Annotated in this window: 13 protein-coding genes and 1 pseudogene; 6 read left to right on the top strand and 8 right to left on the bottom strand. The window is 69.6% G+C overall.

What is annotated here, in order from left to right; all coding sequences use genetic code 11:
- Window positions 1-106: 106 nt before the first annotated feature.
- From ABJK26_RS00320 to ABJK26_RS00300, 5 genes are all read right to left on the bottom strand, one after another.
- The gene (locus tag ABJK26_RS00320; RefSeq protein ID WP_347240182.1) at window positions 107-349 is read right to left on the bottom strand and encodes a hypothetical protein; all 243 of its coding nucleotides are present in this window, start codon (window positions 347-349) and stop codon (window positions 107-109) included.
- Window positions 346-2,424: a ferrous iron transport protein B gene (gene feoB / locus ABJK26_RS00315; protein WP_347240181.1), complete on the bottom strand. Its 2,079-nt coding sequence runs from the start codon at window positions 2,422-2,424 to the stop codon at window positions 346-348. The genes ABJK26_RS00320 and feoB overlap by 4 nt, the downstream gene beginning before the upstream one ends.
- Window positions 2,421-2,648 carry a FeoA family protein gene (locus tag ABJK26_RS00310; protein WP_347240180.1) on the bottom strand — a complete coding sequence of 76 codons (228 nt, stop codon included), beginning with the start codon at window positions 2,646-2,648 and terminating at the stop codon, window positions 2,421-2,423. The genes feoB and ABJK26_RS00310 overlap by 4 nt, the downstream gene beginning before the upstream one ends.
- Before the next feature lie 187 nt (window positions 2,649-2,835).
- Entirely contained in the window at window positions 2,836-3,492 is a 657-nt protein-coding gene (locus ABJK26_RS00305) for a Crp/Fnr family transcriptional regulator (RefSeq protein ID WP_347240179.1), read from the bottom strand.
- Between the two features lie 2 nt (window positions 3,493-3,494).
- Window positions 3,495-4,628, bottom strand: coding sequence for a BTAD domain-containing putative transcriptional regulator (locus tag ABJK26_RS00300; protein ID WP_347240178.1), 1,134 nt, complete (start codon window positions 4,626-4,628; stop codon window positions 3,495-3,497).
- Between the two features lie 304 nt (window positions 4,629-4,932).
- Here ABJK26_RS00300 and ABJK26_RS00295 point away from each other — a divergent pair, with 304 nt between their 5' ends.
- Window positions 4,933-5,937 (top strand): S1C family serine protease, encoded by a 1,005-nt coding sequence (locus tag ABJK26_RS00295; protein ID WP_347240177.1) that lies wholly within the window; start codon window positions 4,933-4,935, stop codon window positions 5,935-5,937.
- On the opposite strand, the pseudogene ABJK26_RS00290 reads toward ABJK26_RS00295, so the two are convergent.
- Window positions 5,914-6,999 (bottom strand): annotated as a pseudogene (locus tag ABJK26_RS00290) (P1 family peptidase). The gene ABJK26_RS00295 and the pseudogene ABJK26_RS00290 overlap by 24 nt on opposite strands.
- Before the next feature lie 44 nt (window positions 7,000-7,043).
- On the opposite strand from ABJK26_RS00290, the gene ABJK26_RS00285 reads away from it, so the two are divergent.
- From ABJK26_RS00285 to ABJK26_RS00270, 4 genes are all read left to right on the top strand, one after another.
- A complete protein-coding gene (locus ABJK26_RS00285; protein ID WP_347240175.1) occupies window positions 7,044-8,105 on the top strand; it encodes a class II aldolase/adducin family protein in 1,062 nt (353 codons plus the stop codon).
- Window positions 8,102-9,196, top strand: a complete 1,095-nt coding sequence (locus ABJK26_RS00280; protein WP_347240174.1) for a zinc-binding dehydrogenase — start codon at window positions 8,102-8,104, stop codon at window positions 9,194-9,196. Before ABJK26_RS00285 ends, ABJK26_RS00280 begins: the two co-directional genes overlap by 4 nt.
- 64 nt (window positions 9,197-9,260) lie before the next feature.
- Window positions 9,261-10,115, top strand: coding sequence for a permease-like cell division protein FtsX (locus ABJK26_RS00275; protein WP_347240173.1), 855 nt, complete (start codon window positions 9,261-9,263; stop codon window positions 10,113-10,115).
- A gap of 1 nt (window position 10,116) precedes the next feature.
- Window positions 10,117-11,361, top strand: coding sequence for a peptidoglycan DD-metalloendopeptidase family protein (locus ABJK26_RS00270; protein ID WP_347240172.1), 1,245 nt, complete (start codon window positions 10,117-10,119; stop codon window positions 11,359-11,361).
- Window positions 11,362-11,503: 142 nt separating this feature from the next.
- Here ABJK26_RS00270 and raiA read toward each other — a convergent pair whose 3' ends face one another.
- Both raiA and ftsE read right to left on the bottom strand, forming a co-directional pair.
- On the bottom strand, window positions 11,504-12,064 hold the full coding sequence (gene raiA / locus ABJK26_RS00265) for a ribosome-associated translation inhibitor RaiA (RefSeq protein ID WP_347240171.1): 561 nt from the start codon (window positions 12,062-12,064) through the stop codon (window positions 11,504-11,506).
- Window positions 12,061-12,789, bottom strand: a complete 729-nt coding sequence (gene ftsE, locus ABJK26_RS00260; protein ID WP_347240169.1) for a cell division ATP-binding protein FtsE — start codon at window positions 12,787-12,789, stop codon at window positions 12,061-12,063. Before ftsE ends, raiA begins: the two co-directional genes overlap by 4 nt.
- Before the next feature lie 76 nt (window positions 12,790-12,865).
- Between ftsE and ABJK26_RS00255 the strand changes: the two genes are divergently transcribed.
- A complete protein-coding gene (locus ABJK26_RS00255) occupies window positions 12,866-14,185 on the top strand; it encodes a S41 family peptidase (protein ID WP_347240168.1) in 1,320 nt (439 codons plus the stop codon).
- Window positions 14,186-14,266: the final 81 nt, after the last annotated feature.

Here is a 14,266-nt window from a genome sequence, read left to right as displayed (position 1 = left end):
TGGCCAGGGCCGCGTAGCTGGCCGTGGAGAGCTTTTACGACAGCCTCTTAGCCCCCGAAGCCAAGGCCTTGCCTAAGCCCCAATGCTGGCCCAAGGCGGGACGGGGTCAAGTCCTCCGTGGGGCGGGCGCTTGGTCCTGCCGCACCCAGAGGGGCTCCTGGTCCTTGGGGCAGACTGCCCGGAAGGCGCAGGCGCCGCAGGCGGTGCCGCAGGCCAGGGGTTGGGCGTAGCCCCGGGCCGCGAGCTTTTCCAGGAGGAGGGCCGCCGTTTCCGGCCTCAGGTCCAGGGCCTGGGCCAGCTGGGAGGCGGTCTTGGGGGTGGCGAGGAGGGCGAGGGCTTCCTGGATCATGGCAGGACCCGGCTCGCCAGGAAGGCGAGGAGGTAGGCCACGAGGAGCTGGTAGGCCACGGCGAAGGTGGTCCAGCGGGGGCCCACCACCTGGCGCAGGGCGGCCAGGGTGGCCACGCAAGGGGTGTAGAGGAGGACGAAGACCAGGTAGGCCAGGGCCCCCTGGGGGCCCACGGCCCCCTTCAGGGCCGCTTGGAGGGGCGTGGGCTCGAGGGGAGGCAGGAGGCTCGGGGGGGCGAGGAGGGCGAAAAGCCCCTGCAGGGTGCCGGAAAGGGCTCCCCAAAGCCCCTCGGCCAGGGCTCTAAGCCCCTCGGCGAGCCCCAGGGGGTTCAGGGCCCCGGCGCCCAGAAAGCTCACCCCTAAGGCCCCTACCACCACCTCCTTGGCCACAAAGCCCGGCACCAAGGCGCCCACCAGCCGCCAGTCGCTGAGGCCCAGGGGGGCGAAGAGGGGGGTGAGGGCCTGGGCCAGGAGGGCGTAGGGGGTGGACCCGGCCAGGGGCAGGTGGAGCAGGGCCCAGATGAGGAGGACCGCGAGCAGGATGGGCCCCCCGGCCCCCCGCACGAAGCTTCCGGTGCGGGCCAGGGAGAGGCGGAGGAGAAGCCTAAGGGGAGGGAAGCGGTAGGGGGGAAGCTCCATGGCGCCCTCGCCCACCCCCGCCCTGAGGACCCTTCCCAGGAGAAAGGCGGTGAGGAGGCCGGTGGCCAGGCCGAGGAGGTAGAGGCCGAAGACCACCAGGGGAGCGCGCTCGGGGAAGAAGGCGTAGGCGAAGAGGGTGAAGACGGGAAGGCGGGCGCCGCAGGCCAGGAAGGGGATGGCCATGACCACCCGCAGGCGGTCCAGGGGGTGAGGAAGGGCCCGGGCGGCGTAGACCGCGGGCACGTTGCACCCGAAGCCCAGCACCAAGGGGATGAAGGCCCTTCCGGGAAGGCCCGCCCAGGCCATGACCCGGTCGGCCATGAAGGCCATGCGGGCGAGGAAGCCCGAGGTCTCCAGGAAGGCCAGGGCCAGGTAGAGGAGGAAGAGGACCGGGGTGAAGGAGAGCACCGTGCCCACCCCCGCCACCACCCCTTCCGCCAGGAAGGAGCGGAGGAGGGGAGGAAGGGGAAGGGCCAGGCTCCAGCCCGCCAGCACCTCCTGGGCCCGGCCCAGGAGGTCCACCCAGGGGGCGGAGAGGGCGAAGGTGAAGCGGAAAGCGAGGAAGAGGGCGAGGAGGAAGAGGGGAAGGCCCAGGAGGGGGTGGAGGACGAGGCGGTCCAGCCGCTCGGTGAGGGAGGGCGGGGCCTCCTTGCGGCGCGCGGCCCGGCGGTAGATCTCCTGGGCCTTTTGGTAGCGGGCCTCGAGGGCGAGAAGGTAGGGGTCAAGCCCCTCCTCTAGGAGGCGCTTCCGCTCCTCTTCGGCGCGCCTCCGGGCCTCCTCGGGCAGGGGCACCGCTTCTCCCAGGAGGGCGAGGAGGGCGAGGGCCCGGCGGGCGGGATGGGGGATGAGGGGCTCAAGCCGGGCCAGGGCCTCTTCCAGGGGAGGGGGGTAGCGCACGGGCGGGTGGGGCACCCGGGCCTCTAGGGCCTTCTCCAGGACCCCGGCAACCTGCCCCCGGGCGGCCACCGCCCCGGCCACGGGGAGGCCCAGGGCCTCCTCCAGGGCGGCGAGGTCCAGCTCCAGGCCCTTGGCCTTGGCCTCGTCCAGGAGGTTCACCACCAAGGCGGTGGGGAGGGCGAGCTCCATGGCCTCCAGGGCCAGGACCAGGCTCCGCTCCAGGTTGCCCCCGTCCAGGACCAGGAGGAGGCGGTCAGGGGGGTCCCTTAGGAGCTCCTTTAGGACCAGGGCCTCCTCGGGGGAGGTGGGGAGGAGGCTGTAGGTGCCGGGGAGGTCCACCAGCTCCACCCGGGCCTCCCCCAGCCTCAGGTAAGCCGAGAGCCTTTCCAGGGTGGTGCCGGGCCAGTTGCCCACCTCGAGGCCCGCCCCCGCCAGGGCGTTGATGAGGGAGCTCTTCCCCGTGTTGGGGTTGCCCAATAGGAGCCAGCGCTCCTCGGCCTTGAGGACCGGGTTTGGGGCCTCGCAGCGGGGGCAGCTCATGCCTCCTCCAGGGGCTCCACGAAGACCTCGCTCGCCTCGCTCCGCCTCAGGATAAGGAAGGCGTCCCCGGCCCGCACCTCCAGGGGGTCCCCGAGGGGGGCCTCCAGGAGGACCTCCACCACCGCCCCAGGCCTCAGGCCCAGGGCGAGGAGGCGCCGCTTCTCCGCGGGCACCCGGAGGACGCGGGCACGGGCGCCGGGGGCAAGATGGGCTAGGGAAGGCATGGGCATCACCTAAGGTGAGGGTAAACCGAGGGGGGCTCAAAGTCAAGTATTCCAGTCGGATTTTGCGATTCGCTAGTGGGAATCGCTAAGTGCCCGCACCTTGGCTTTGCAACACGGGATGCTCAAGCTTAGGCCGTGGGAAAGCTCTTTTGGGGCCCCCGCCGCGGCAAAAACCGCGGTGGGGTACTTAGCGTTTGACCAGGCTCTCTAGGGCCCCGGGGTCCGGCACCTCCACCCGCCGCCCCCGAAGGCGGATGAGCCCCCGGCGGTAGAGCTCCCCCAGGTTGCGGGAAACCGCCTCGGGCACGGTGCCCAGGAGGGCGGCGAGCTCGGGGTTGGTGGGGAGGCGGAAGCCCTGCCCCTCTTCGGCGAGCCTTTCCAGGAGGAACTCGCAGAGCCTCTCCCGCACCTCGTGGAAGACGGGGCGGTCCAGGAGGTGGAGGAGCCTTTCCTGCCTCCGGGCCAGGTAGCGGATCAAGCTGCGGGCGAGCTGGGGCCTCTCCTCCAGGAGTTGGAAGAAGCGCTCCTTGGGAAGGGCGAGGACCTCGCTTTCCTCCAAGGCCTCGGCGCTCGCCGGGTAGGTGGGGCGCTCCAGGAAGAGGGCCACCTCGGCGAGGAACCGCCCCGGCCCCTCCACGTGGAGGACCACCTGCTTCCTTCCCTCGGGGTCCAGCTTGTAGACCTTAATGAGCCCCTTCCCCACCACGAAGAGGCCCCGCACGGGCTCCCCTTCCAGAAAGAGGAGTTCCCCCTTGCTCAGGCGCCGGACCCGGGCCTCCGCCGCCAGGGCCCTTAGGTCCTCGGGGGCGAGCTCGCGGAAAAGGGGTACCTGGCCGAGGTCCATCCTCACTCCTTCAGGGCGAGGAGGCGGTTGTGGGCCTCCTCCAGGAAGGGCTCCAGCTTGAGGGCGCGGGCGTAGGCCTCCTCGGCCGCCTCCTTGTAGCCGAGGGCTTCGGCGAGACCTCCCAGGCGGAGGAGGCCGGAGAGGGCCCTCTCCTGCAGGTAGGCCCTTTCCGCCTCGGCCCACTCCCCATAAGGGTCGTCGCCGAAAAGGGGGCCCTTGTAAAGCTCCAGGGCCTGGCGCAGGGTCTTGAAGGCGGCGAGGCCTTCCTCGAGGTCCGCCCGGCGCATCAGGGCCTCAAAGTGCTCAAAGTCCAGGAAGCGCTTTTCGGGGAGGTGGAGCCGATAATAGGCCCCTTCCCGCTCCACGATGCCGGGGAGGGTCTTCCTTAGCCGATAAACCAGGGTGTAGACCTCCTGCCGGGCCCGCTCGGGAGGAAGTTCGGGGAAGAAGGTCTCGGCGAGCTCCTCTAGGTAGGCGGCCCGGTCCTTGTTGGCGAGAAGGAACTTGAAGAGCTGGTAAGCCCCCCGCCTTCCGAAGTCCCTGGGGCCGAGCTCCCGACCCCGGTAGCGCACCCGGAAGCCCCCGAGGGCGTAGACCTCGAGCTCCGGGGCCTCCTTCTCCTTCGCCTCCTGGGGGAAGAGGAGGGGGACGGTGAGGCGGGAAAGCCAGAGCACGGGGGCGGCGAAGGCGGTGGGGGGCTTGGGGGGGCGGGCGTGGAAGAGGGTCCCCACGGCCACCACCTCCCCGTGGGCCCAAAAGGGCAGGCAGATGCGGGGGCGGCCCTCGGCCTCCGGGCAGTCGGGCAGGCCCGTCTTCAGGCCCGCCACCTGGCCCCGCCAGGCGGGGCAGTCCCGCATCCCGCAGGGAGGGAGCCAGCCCAGCTCGGCGCGGTGCCCGTCCCGCCCCACGAGCCGGACCCCCGCGGCCTGGGAGAACCGCCGCACCTCGGCCAGGAACCTTTCCGTGGCCTCCGTCCCCAGGCCCTGCCGGAGGGCGGCCCCCAGGGCCTCGAGGCCGGCCTCGCCCAGGCGGGTGAGGACGGTGTAGAGGGTGGCGGCGAGGAGGGGGCCAAGGTGGCCCAGGGCCAGCTCCAAGGGGAAGCAGACGTAGGTCTGGTAGCCTAGCAGGGCCTTCAAGGATTCCCGCAGGTGGGGGGTTGGCATGAGGGCCAGGAGGGTCCAAAGTAGGGATAGGGCTGCTGGACTCATGGCACCCCTCATGAGAGGGGAAACCGGCAGCCCTCTTCAAGTGGTCCCCAAGCATACTTATGCCCGCGGTGAATAAGTGCAAGTTTTGAGGGTCTTCCTCCTCCACCTCTTCCTGAAACGGCCCCACCCCTGGCCGGGGATAAGGTTTTTGCTCCTCGGGTTCCTGCTCCTCTGGCACTAAAGGGTAGCCAAAGCCACCGCTTTGGGCGAGGGGAGAGGGCAAAATGGGGTCATGCGCTCCCTCCGGAGCCTGGCCCTGCTTCTGGTTCTGGGGCTAGCCCTCCACGCCCTTTTCTCCAAGGAACCCGCCACCCTCTTTACCGAACCCGCCCAAGGGGGCCCCGAGGCCCTGGAGGAGGTCTACGCCCAGGCCCACCCCGCCGCCCTTCGCATAGAAGGCCTCGAGGGCGGGCGGGGCACGGGCTTCTTTTACGCCCCGGGCCTCGTCCTCACCGCCTACCACGTGGTGGCCGAGGGAGGGCCTTTCCGGCTTTTTCTGGCCAACCGCACCCAGGCCGAGGCCCGGGTGGTGGGCTTCGCCGAGCCCTTGGACCTGGCGGTCCTGGCCACGGAGGCCAAGGCCCCGGCCATCCTCCCCCTGGAAACGGCCCGGCGCCCCCGGGCGGGGGAGGCGGTGCTCCACATCGGCAACGGGCGGAACCAGTTTATTGCCCCCCGGTACGGGAGGGTGACCCGCCTCGAGGCCAGCCCCTCCCCCTTCCTCCCCCAGGGCCTGGTGGAGACCTCCCTGCCCCTCGCCCCCGGGGACTCGGGGGGCCCGGTGCTGGACACCGCGGGCCGGGCCCTGGGCGTGGCGGTGGCCATCGGGCAGACGGAGGAGGGCTTCCGGAGCTATTTCACCCCCCTCTTCGGAAGGCAGGAGGTCCTGGCGGGCCTGGAAAGGGGCGAGCGGAGCTACTGGCCCTACCTGGGCCTAAGGGGCCCCCGGGCCCTCACCCCGGAGCTCGCCCGGGAGCTCGGCCTCCCCCCAGGGGGCGTGCTGGTGGGGGAGGTGGTCCCAGGAGGGGCCGCCCACCGGGCGGGGCTTAGGGGCTTGGAGTCGGGCGGCGTCCCCGACGTGATCCTGGAGGTCAACGGCGTCCCCGTGAACGCCTTTGAGGACCTCCTCCGGGAGGTGCGCCGCTATAGGGTGGGGGATAGGGTCGCCCTCCTGGTGCGCCGGGGCGGGAAGGTCTCCCGGGTAGAGGTCCTCCTAAGCCCCTTCCCCGGCCGCTAGAAGGGCGTAGGTAGGGAAGCCCAAACCCTCCGCCCACAGCACCCCCCGGGCGATGGCCCGGGCGAGGGCGTCGGCGGCGTAGGCCCCGAGGCGGAGGAGGAGGTAGGGCTCCACCCCCTTTCCCTCCCCCAGGGCCAGGGCAAAGACCAGGTCCCCGTCCAGAGGGGTGTGGGCGGGGCGGAGGGCCCGGGCGAGGCCGTCTTGGGCCATGATGGCGAGCCTCCTCGCCTGGGCCTTGGTGAGGGGGGCGTCCGTGGCCACCACGGCCAGGGTGGTGTGCTGGCCGAGCAGGAAGGGATAGCGGTAGTCCTCGGGGCTTCCCCGGTAGCGGGAGAGGTCGGGGAGGAAGGCCCTTTCCTCGGGAGCGAGGAGGCCTTCGGCGTAGAGCCTCCCCGAAAGGGGGTCAAAGGGGCGGCCGAGGCTGTTCACCGCGGCGAGGGCCACCACCCTAAAGCCCTCCTCCAGGAGGTAGCCCGCAAGGCCCACCCCCCCCTTCACCCCGCCCGCCATGGCCCCCGTCCCCGCCCCCACGCTCCCCTCGGCCACCTCGCCTCCTGCCGCCAGGCAGGCCTCGTACCCCGCCTCCCTTCCCGGGGGCCTAAAGGCCTTTCCCCGCCCGAGGTCGTAAAGCACCGCCCCCGGCACGATGGGCACCACGCCCCCCGGGGTGGGGAAGCCCTTCCCCCTCTCCCGCAGGTAAGTGCCCGCACCTTGGCTTTGCAACACGGGATGCCCGAGCTTTGGCTGTGGGAAAGCTCTTTTGGGGCCCCCACCGCGGCTTTTGCCGCGGTGGGGTACTTAGCCCACCACCCCCTCCGCGGCGGCGAGGCCGAAGGCGCTTCCCCCGGTGAGGAGGACGGCCTGGACCCGTTCCACCGTGTTCTCGGGGGCGAGGAGGTCGGTCTCCCGGGTACCCGGGGCCGCCCCCCGCACGTCCACCGCCGCCACCGCCCCCTCCTCCACCAGGACCACGGTGCACCCGGTGAGGGCCTCCCGGTCGGTGAAGTGGCCCACCCGGAGGCCGGGGAGGAGGGCGCCCTTTCCCCAAAGCGCTTCCGCCATGAGGCCAGTATGGGGTAGCCTATAGGCCAGAGCAAGGAGGTCCTATGTGGGAGTACCTCATCCACGGCGAGCCCACCCCGGGCCTGAAGCCCTTCCTGGAAGGGGTGGGGAGGGCCCTCGAGGCCCAGGGCTTCCGCTTTAACCCAGAATCCGGAGCCCCCAACCTGGTCCTGAACGCCATCACCCCGGAACACCCCAGGCCCTACCGCCGGAGGGCCCAGGCCACCTTCGTGGCCTCGGTGATGGAGCTTCCCGAGTTCCCCCAAGACCCCTTGCGGGAGCTCTACCCCTACCTGGTGCGGGCGCTTTCCAACGTCCTTTTGGCCTACGTGCCGGGCCAGGGCGTCAAGTTCCTCACCCTGGAGCTCGGCCACTACGGGGAGCCCGAGGGGGAAGGCTTTTTTGAGCGGGTGGCGGAGCGCCTAAGGCCCATCGCCTGCAGCCGCTTGGTCATCAACAACATCTTTGAGCCCGACCTCGAGCCCGAGCTCTGGCAGGGGGACGAGCTCACGGAGAGCATGTACCGGGCGGGGAAGAAGCTGAAAGCGTGGGACCTCCTCCCCGCCCCCTTCCCCATTGAGGAGATCCTCTCCCCCGAGGACTTAAGGCACGTGAAGAGGCTCTACGGCATCGGGGGGCTCTCCTACGGCAACCTCTCCGCGCGCAAGGACGAGCGGCGCTTCTGGATGTCGGCAAGCGGGGTGGACAAGGCGAACCTCAAGGAGATCGGCCGGGACATCCTCATGGTGAAGGACTACGACCCCGAGAGAAACGCCATCCTCCTCTCCGTCCCCCCCCAAGTGGAGCCGAGGCGGGTGAGCGTGGACGCCATAGAGCACTGGATGATCTACCGGGAGCACCCCGGGGTGGGGGCCATCCTCCACGTCCACGCCTGGATGGAGGGGGTGCCCGCCACCCCCTTCAACTACCCCTGCGGCACCTACGAGCTGGCCCAGGCGGTGGCGGAGAAGGTGCGGGAGGCCAAGGACCCCACCCGGGCCGTGGTGGGCCTCAAGAACCACGGCCTCACCATCACCGGGAGGAGCCTGGACGAGATCCTGGAAAGGATTGAGGGCAAGCTCATCCGCACCGTGCCCATGTCATGAAGGCCCTCCTCTACACCCCTTCCCTCCCCCGCTTCCTCGGGGCGAGGCTTCTCGGCAAGCGCTTTCCCAAAGGGCTCCTTCCCTTGAGGCTCGCCGAGGTCCCCCTCCCCGAGCGGGAGGGCTTCCTTCGGGTCCGGGTGGTTTTAAGCGGGGTCTGCGGCTCGGACCTCGCCCTCCTCTACGGGAAAAGCCCCCCTTCCCTAAGCCCCTTCTTCTCCTTCCCCGCCGTGCTGGGCCACGAGATCCTGGGGGAGGTGGAGGGAAGCCGGGTGGTGGTGAACCCCCTCCTCACCTGCGCCGACCGGGGGCTTCCCCCCTGCCCCAGGTGCCAGGAGGGGGAGGAGGGGCTTTGCCAGAACGTGGCGGAAGGCCCCTTGGCCCCGGGGATGCTGGGCTATAACCGGGACCTCCCGGGGGGGTGGGGGGAGTGGACCTTGGCCCGGCCGGAAAGGCTCTACCCCATTCCCCCGGGCGTTCCCGGGGAAAGGGCCGTCTTCGCCGAGCCTTTGGCGGTGGTCCTAAGGGGGCTGAAGAAGCTCAGGCCCTGGCCCGAGGAGGTGCTGGTGCTGGGGATGGGGACCCTCGGCCTCCTCGCGGTCCGGCTCCTAAGGGCCCTGGGCTACGCGGGGAGGCTATTCGCCGTGGCCAAGTACCCCCACCAGGCGGAAAGGGCCAAGGCCTTCGGGGCGGACCAGGTCTTCCCCTCGGCCAGGGAGGCCCTCCTGGCGCGGGCCCGGCGCTACCGCTACCTCCTCTTTGAGGGCTTTAGGGGCGGGTACGAGGCGGTGGTGGAGGCCTCGGGAAGCGGCCGGGGCTTCCGGGAGGCCCTCGCCCTCGCCCGGGAAGGGGGGAAGGTGCTCCTCTTGGGGGCGCCGGGGGTTGAGCTTTTGGACCTCTCCCCCTTCTGGTTCAAGGAGGTGGCCCTTTGGGGAAGCTACACCTACACCCGGGAGGAGTTCCGGGAGGCGGTGGGGCTTCTCCCGGAGCTAGAGGGCCTGGAAAGCCTGGTGGGGGGCGTCTACCCCCTGGAAGGGTGGCGGGAGGCCCTAAAGGCGCAGGGCAAGGCCCTCCTCCGGCCGAATGCACCCTAGCGCCAATCCCGAGGAAAAGACCCACTAAAGGCCCTCCTCCGGGAAGGGGCTTAAGATATAGGGCGTGTACGCCCTCCGCGAGGCCCTAAGGCAGATCCTCCGCCACCCCACGGCCAGCCTCGCCACCTTCTTCACCGCCCTGGTTTCCTTCGCCCTCCTCTACTTCCTGGGCCTCCTCCTATGGAACCTGGAAAAGGTGGTGCAGAGCCTAGAGAAGGAGCTGGAGGTGGCCGCCTTCCTGAAGGCGGACGCCAAGGTGGAAGCCTTGATCACCGAGATCCAGGCCTGGCCCGAGGTGGGAGAGGCGCGCCTGGTGCCTAAGGAGGAGGCCCTGGCCCAGCTCGTCCTGGACTACCCCTACCTGGCCGAGGCCAAGGACCTGGTGGAAAACCCCCTTCCCGACACCCTAAGGCTCCGCCTGCGGGAGCCCGGGGCGGTGTGGGCGGTGGCGGAGCGGCTGAAGCGCCTGCCGGGGGTGGAAGGGGTGGAGTACGGGGGGGAGCTCACGGAGCGTCTGGTGCAGGTGCTTTCGGGAAGCCGCCTGGCCATGGGGGTGCTGGTGGGGCTCCTCCTCCTCAACACGTTCTTCAGCGTGATGGGGTCCATCCGCCTTTCGGTGGAAAGCCGCAAGGAAGCGCTTTCCATCATGCTCCTGGTGGGGGCTACGCGGCGCTTCATCCAGGGGCCCTTTGTGGTGGAAGGCCTTCTCCTGACCCTGGTGGCCGGGCTTTTGGCGGTGCTTTCGGGAGGAAGCCTCTACCTGGGGCTTTCCCGGGCCCTCCAGGGCCTCCTTCCCTTCCTCCCGGTTCTGGGCCCGGGGGACCTCCTGCGAACCGCCCTGGGGGTCCTCTTCCTTGCCCTGGTGCTCGGGGCAGGGGGAGCCTACGTGGCCAGCCGGGCTTACCTGAAAGAGGTCTAGGATGGCAAGGCTCGGGCTTTGGCTCTGCCTTCTCCTTTCCTTCCTGGCCTGGGGGCAGGACGTGGCCACCCAGGAGAAAAGGGTGCGGGCCCTCGAGGCCGAGGCCGCCCGGGCCCGCGTCCTGGACCAAAAGGCCCAGGAGCAGATCCAGCGCTTGAACCGGGAGCTTGCCCGCCTCTCCCAGAGGGTGCAGAACCTCCTTCTGGAAAAAGCCCGTCTGGAGGAGGAGATCCGCCGCCTCGAGGGGGAAAGGCAAGCCCTGCGCCGGGAAATCGCCCAGCTCAAGGAAGCCGTCCGGGAGACGGAGGCCCGGATCGCCAAGCTGGAAGGGAACCTGGCCGCCCTAAAGGAGCGGCTCAAGGCCCTGATGCGAAGCCTCTACCGGGAGCGGGCCGGCCGCTACCTGCCCCTTCTTCGGGCCCAGTCCTTCACCGACCTGGCGGTGCGGGCCCGCTGGGTAGGTTACATCTCCCGGCAGGACACCGAGCTGGTGCGCCTTTTCCAGGCCACCCTCAAGGCCCTCAAGGAAGAGCGGGAGCGCCTCGCCCTCCTCCTCCAAGACCTCACCGCCAAGGAAGCGGCCCTGGCGAAGAACCAAAGGAAGCTGGAATCCCAGCGCCAGGGCCTCGAGGCCACCCTGAAAAACCTCCGCCAGGAAGAGGAGGGCAAAAAGGCCCTCCTACGGGACGCCCTCACCGAACGCCAGCGCCTGCAAAGGGCCTTGGCCGAACTCCAAGCCAAGGTCCTGGAGGAACGGCGAAGGCTCCTGGCCCTTAAGGAGGCGGAACGGAGGCGCCAAGAGGAGGCCCGCAGGCGCCAACAAGCCCAGGGCCAGCCGACCGTGGTGGTGCCCCCACCCTCCCTCCCCGCCACCGTGGGGCGCCTGTCCTTCCCCGTGCCCGGGGGGCGGGTCCTGGTCCCCTACGGGCAAGAGGGGCCCTTCCAGGTCCTCCAAGGCCCCTCCCCGGGAAGCCTCGTCCAGGCGGCGGCGGAAGGGTACGTGGCGGGGATCCTCTACCTGCCCAACCTGGGCTACACGGTGATGCTGGCGCACACGGAAACCCTCTCCACCGTCTACACCAACCTCCAGGAACCCCTGGTGCAGGAGGGCGAGCGGGTGCGCCAGGGCCAGGTGCTGGGCTACACCGGGGGAGGCCTCCTCATTCCCCCGGACGAGCTGGAGTTCCGGGTGGCCGTGCGGGTGGGCGAGGAAACCCGCTTCGTGGACCCCTCGGCCTACTACTAAGCGCCCGCACCTTGGCTTTGCCACACGGGATGCCCAAGCTTTGGTTGGGGGAAACCCTCTTTTGGGGCCCCCACCGCGGCAAAAGCCGCGGTGGGATACTTAACCCGCCCCGGCCCTCGCCAGAGCGAGCCCCTAGCCCGGACTAGGCGGGCTCTATGAGCCCGTAGTTCCCGTCCTTGCGGCGGTAGAGGACGTTGATTTCATCGGTCTTGGCGTTCCGGAAAACGAAGAAGTCGTGCCCCAGGGCCTCCATCTGGAAGGCGGCCTCCTCGGGGTCCATGGGCTTCATCTCAAAGCGCTTCACCCGCACGATCCTGGGGCCCTCCTCCTCCTCGGGCTTGCGCAGGGCCTCGAGGTCCCGCACCTCGGGGGGCGGGGGGCCCTGGTAGGAGTGGCGCTTGCCCACAAAGCGGCGCTCCTTGAAGCGCTTGAGCTGGGTCTCCAGGCGGTCCACCATGCGGTCAATGGCGGCGTAGAGGTCGGGGTCCTCCTCCTCCACCCGCACCAGCCCCCCGGGGAGGTCCACCTGCGCCTCAGCCTTGGCCTTGCGCTCCACGTGCTGGCTCCCAGCCAGGGAGAGGACCACTTTGGCCATGAGCTCCCCGTTTTGGTAGCGGTCCAGGCGGGAAAGCTTTTTCTCCACGTATTCCCGGATGGCGTCGGTGATCTCCAGGTTGCGGCCGATGAGCTTGTAGATGTTCATGCGCCCTCCTTTCCGCCCCGGTCAGGGCTTTCCCTTACCCTTATGGTACCACCTTCCCCAAGACGCTCGTCCCGCACCACCTGCCCCGCCTTCAGGACCACGATCCGGGCGGGGTAGGCCTCCAGGAGCTCCCGGCTGTGGGTGGCCACCACCACCGTGGCCCCCCGCAGGTGGGCCTGCTTCAGGATTTCCAGCACCTGGAGGGCGTTTTCCGGGTCCAGGTTGCCCGTGGGCTCGTCGGCGAGGACCACGGGCGGGTCCAGAAGAAGCGCCCGGGCCAGGGCCACCCGCTGGGCCTCCCCCACGGAAAGCTCTTCGGGAAAGGCCCGCTTCTTGTGGGCAAGCCCCACCCGCCAGAGGGCGGTGGCGATGCGCTCCGGCCACTCCCTATGGGGCACCCCCCGCACCCGGAGGACGAAGGCCAGGTTCTCTTCCACGGTGAGGTCCGAAAGGAGGCGGTGGTCCTGGAAGACCATGCCGATCCTGCGGCGGTGGAGGGCGATGCCGTCCCCCCTCAGGGCCTTCAGGTTCTGCCCGGCGAAATAGACCGCCCCCTGGGTGGGGGTAAGCCTCCGGAGGATGAGGGAAAGAAGGGTAGACTTTCCCGCCCCTGAGTGGCCCACCACGTAGACGAACTCCCCCTTCTTGACCTCGAGGCTCACGTTGTAAAGGGCCTTGGTGCGGGTCCTGGGGTACTCCAGGCTCACCCGGTGGAAGGCGATCATGCCCCCACTATACGGAAGGCGGGCCACGGTTGCTTCTCATGGAAAGGCGCTATAGTGAAACTCAGTGAGGGAGAAGATGAAGCGAAGCGCATGGCTCATCGCGGGGTTGGGAGTTCTGGCGGCCTTGGTGTACGCCCAGCTCCCCCGCCCCCAGGCCGAGACCCTTCTGCAGAACCCCAACGGCCAGGCCCTCCTGGAGGTCTACCAGAGGATCCAGCAGGACTACCTGGAGCCCTTGCCCAAGGAGAAGCTGAACGCCCTCCTGGAGGGGGCCATCGGGGGCATGGTGGCCGCCTTGAAGGACCCCTTCACCGGCTACTCCCCGCCCCAGCGGGCAAGCCTCAGGCAGGAGGACCTGAGGGGGGAGTTCTTCGGCATCGGGGCCACCCTCTCCGCCGCCAACCCCGACGGCACCGGGGCCAAGATCGAGGGGGTCATGAAAGGCCTCCCCGCCCAGCGGGCGGGCCTCAGGACCGGGGACGTGATCCTCGAGGTGGACGGGGAGGACGTGACCTCCCTCCCCCTCCAGGAAGTGGTGGCCCGCATCCGGGGCCGGGAGGGCACCAAGGTCACCCTGAAGGTGCGGCGGGAAGGGGTGCCCGCTCCCTTGGTCTTTGAGCTCGTGCGCGAGCGGGTGGAGATCATCTCCGTGTCCACCGCCAAGGTGGGGGACGTGGGCTACGTGGCCCTGGAGACCTTCGCCAACTTCAAGGTGGAGGACCAGCTGAAGCGGGCCATAGAGGACCTGAAGGCCCAGGGAGCCAAGAAGCTCATCTTTGACCTCCGGGACAACAGCGGGGGCCTCCTGGACCAGGGGTGCGCCGTGGCCAGCGCCTTCCTCAAGGAGGGCCCCATCGTCTACACCCGCACCAAGAACCTCACCCGGGTCTGGTGCGAGGCCTCGGGAAGGCCCCTGTGGGAGGGCCCCATGGTGGTCCTGGTGAACGGCAACTCCGCCTCGGCCAGCGAGATCGTGGCCGGGGCGCTCCAGGACTACGGCCGGGCCAAGCTCATCGGGGAGAAGACCTTCGGCAAGGGCGTGGGCCAGACCCCCTACACCCTGGCCAACGGGGGCGAGCTCACCCTGGTCACCTTTGAGTGGCTCACCCCCAAGCGCCGGGCCATCAACAAGGAGGGGCTGAAGCCCGACATCGTGGTGAAGGACACCCGCTTCCCCACCCCCTTCTCCTTCCAGGGGGCCGGGGCCCCCCCGGGAGCCGAGGTGACGGTGACCCTGAACGGCAAGATCGTGAAGGTGAAGGCGGACGCCGAGGGCAAGTTCACCTACGCCGAGCCCCAGCGGCAGAGACCCCTCCCCGAGGACCGGGGGAAGGCGGTCTTGGACCCGGAGAACGACGCCATCCTCAAGCGGGCCCTGGAGGAGCTGGGGCGCTAGGCGGGCAAAGCGAGAGGGGGCCGGGCATTTCCCGGCCCCGCTCCTTTCTAGCGGCTACTTTTGAATGGGAACGTTCCTGAA

The organism is Thermus sp. (genome assembly GCF_039793865.1).
Lineage (GTDB): Bacteria > Deinococcota > Deinococci > Deinococcales > Thermaceae > Thermus.
This window is presented reverse-complemented; position numbering and strand designations above follow the sequence as displayed.

Coding starts and splice junctions, on each gene's coding strand:
- ABJK26_RS00320 (WP_347240182.1), bottom strand. CDS start 349: ATGATCCAGGAAGCCCTCGCCCTCCTCGCCACCCCCAAGACCGCCTCC.
- feoB (WP_347240181.1), bottom strand. CDS start 2,424: ATGAGCTGCCCCCGCTGCGAGGCCCCAAACCCGGTCCTCAAGGCCGAG.
- ABJK26_RS00310 (WP_347240180.1), bottom strand. CDS start 2,648: ATGCCTTCCCTAGCCCATCTTGCCCCCGGCGCCCGTGCCCGCGTCCTC.
- ABJK26_RS00305 (WP_347240179.1), bottom strand. CDS start 3,492: ATGGACCTCGGCCAGGTACCCCTTTTCCGCGAGCTCGCCCCCGAGGAC.
- ABJK26_RS00295 (WP_347240177.1), top strand. CDS start 4,933: ATGCGCTCCCTCCGGAGCCTGGCCCTGCTTCTGGTTCTGGGGCTAGCC.
- ABJK26_RS00285 (WP_347240175.1), top strand. CDS start 7,044: ATGTGGGAGTACCTCATCCACGGCGAGCCCACCCCGGGCCTGAAGCCC.
- ABJK26_RS00280 (WP_347240174.1), top strand. CDS start 8,102: ATGAAGGCCCTCCTCTACACCCCTTCCCTCCCCCGCTTCCTCGGGGCG.
- ABJK26_RS00270 (WP_347240172.1), top strand. CDS start 10,117: ATGGCAAGGCTCGGGCTTTGGCTCTGCCTTCTCCTTTCCTTCCTGGCC.
- raiA (WP_347240171.1), bottom strand. CDS start 12,064: ATGAACATCTACAAGCTCATCGGCCGCAACCTGGAGATCACCGACGCC.
- ftsE (WP_347240169.1), bottom strand. CDS start 12,789: ATGATCGCCTTCCACCGGGTGAGCCTGGAGTACCCCAGGACCCGCACC.
- ABJK26_RS00255 (WP_347240168.1), top strand. CDS start 12,866: ATGAAGCGAAGCGCATGGCTCATCGCGGGGTTGGGAGTTCTGGCGGCC.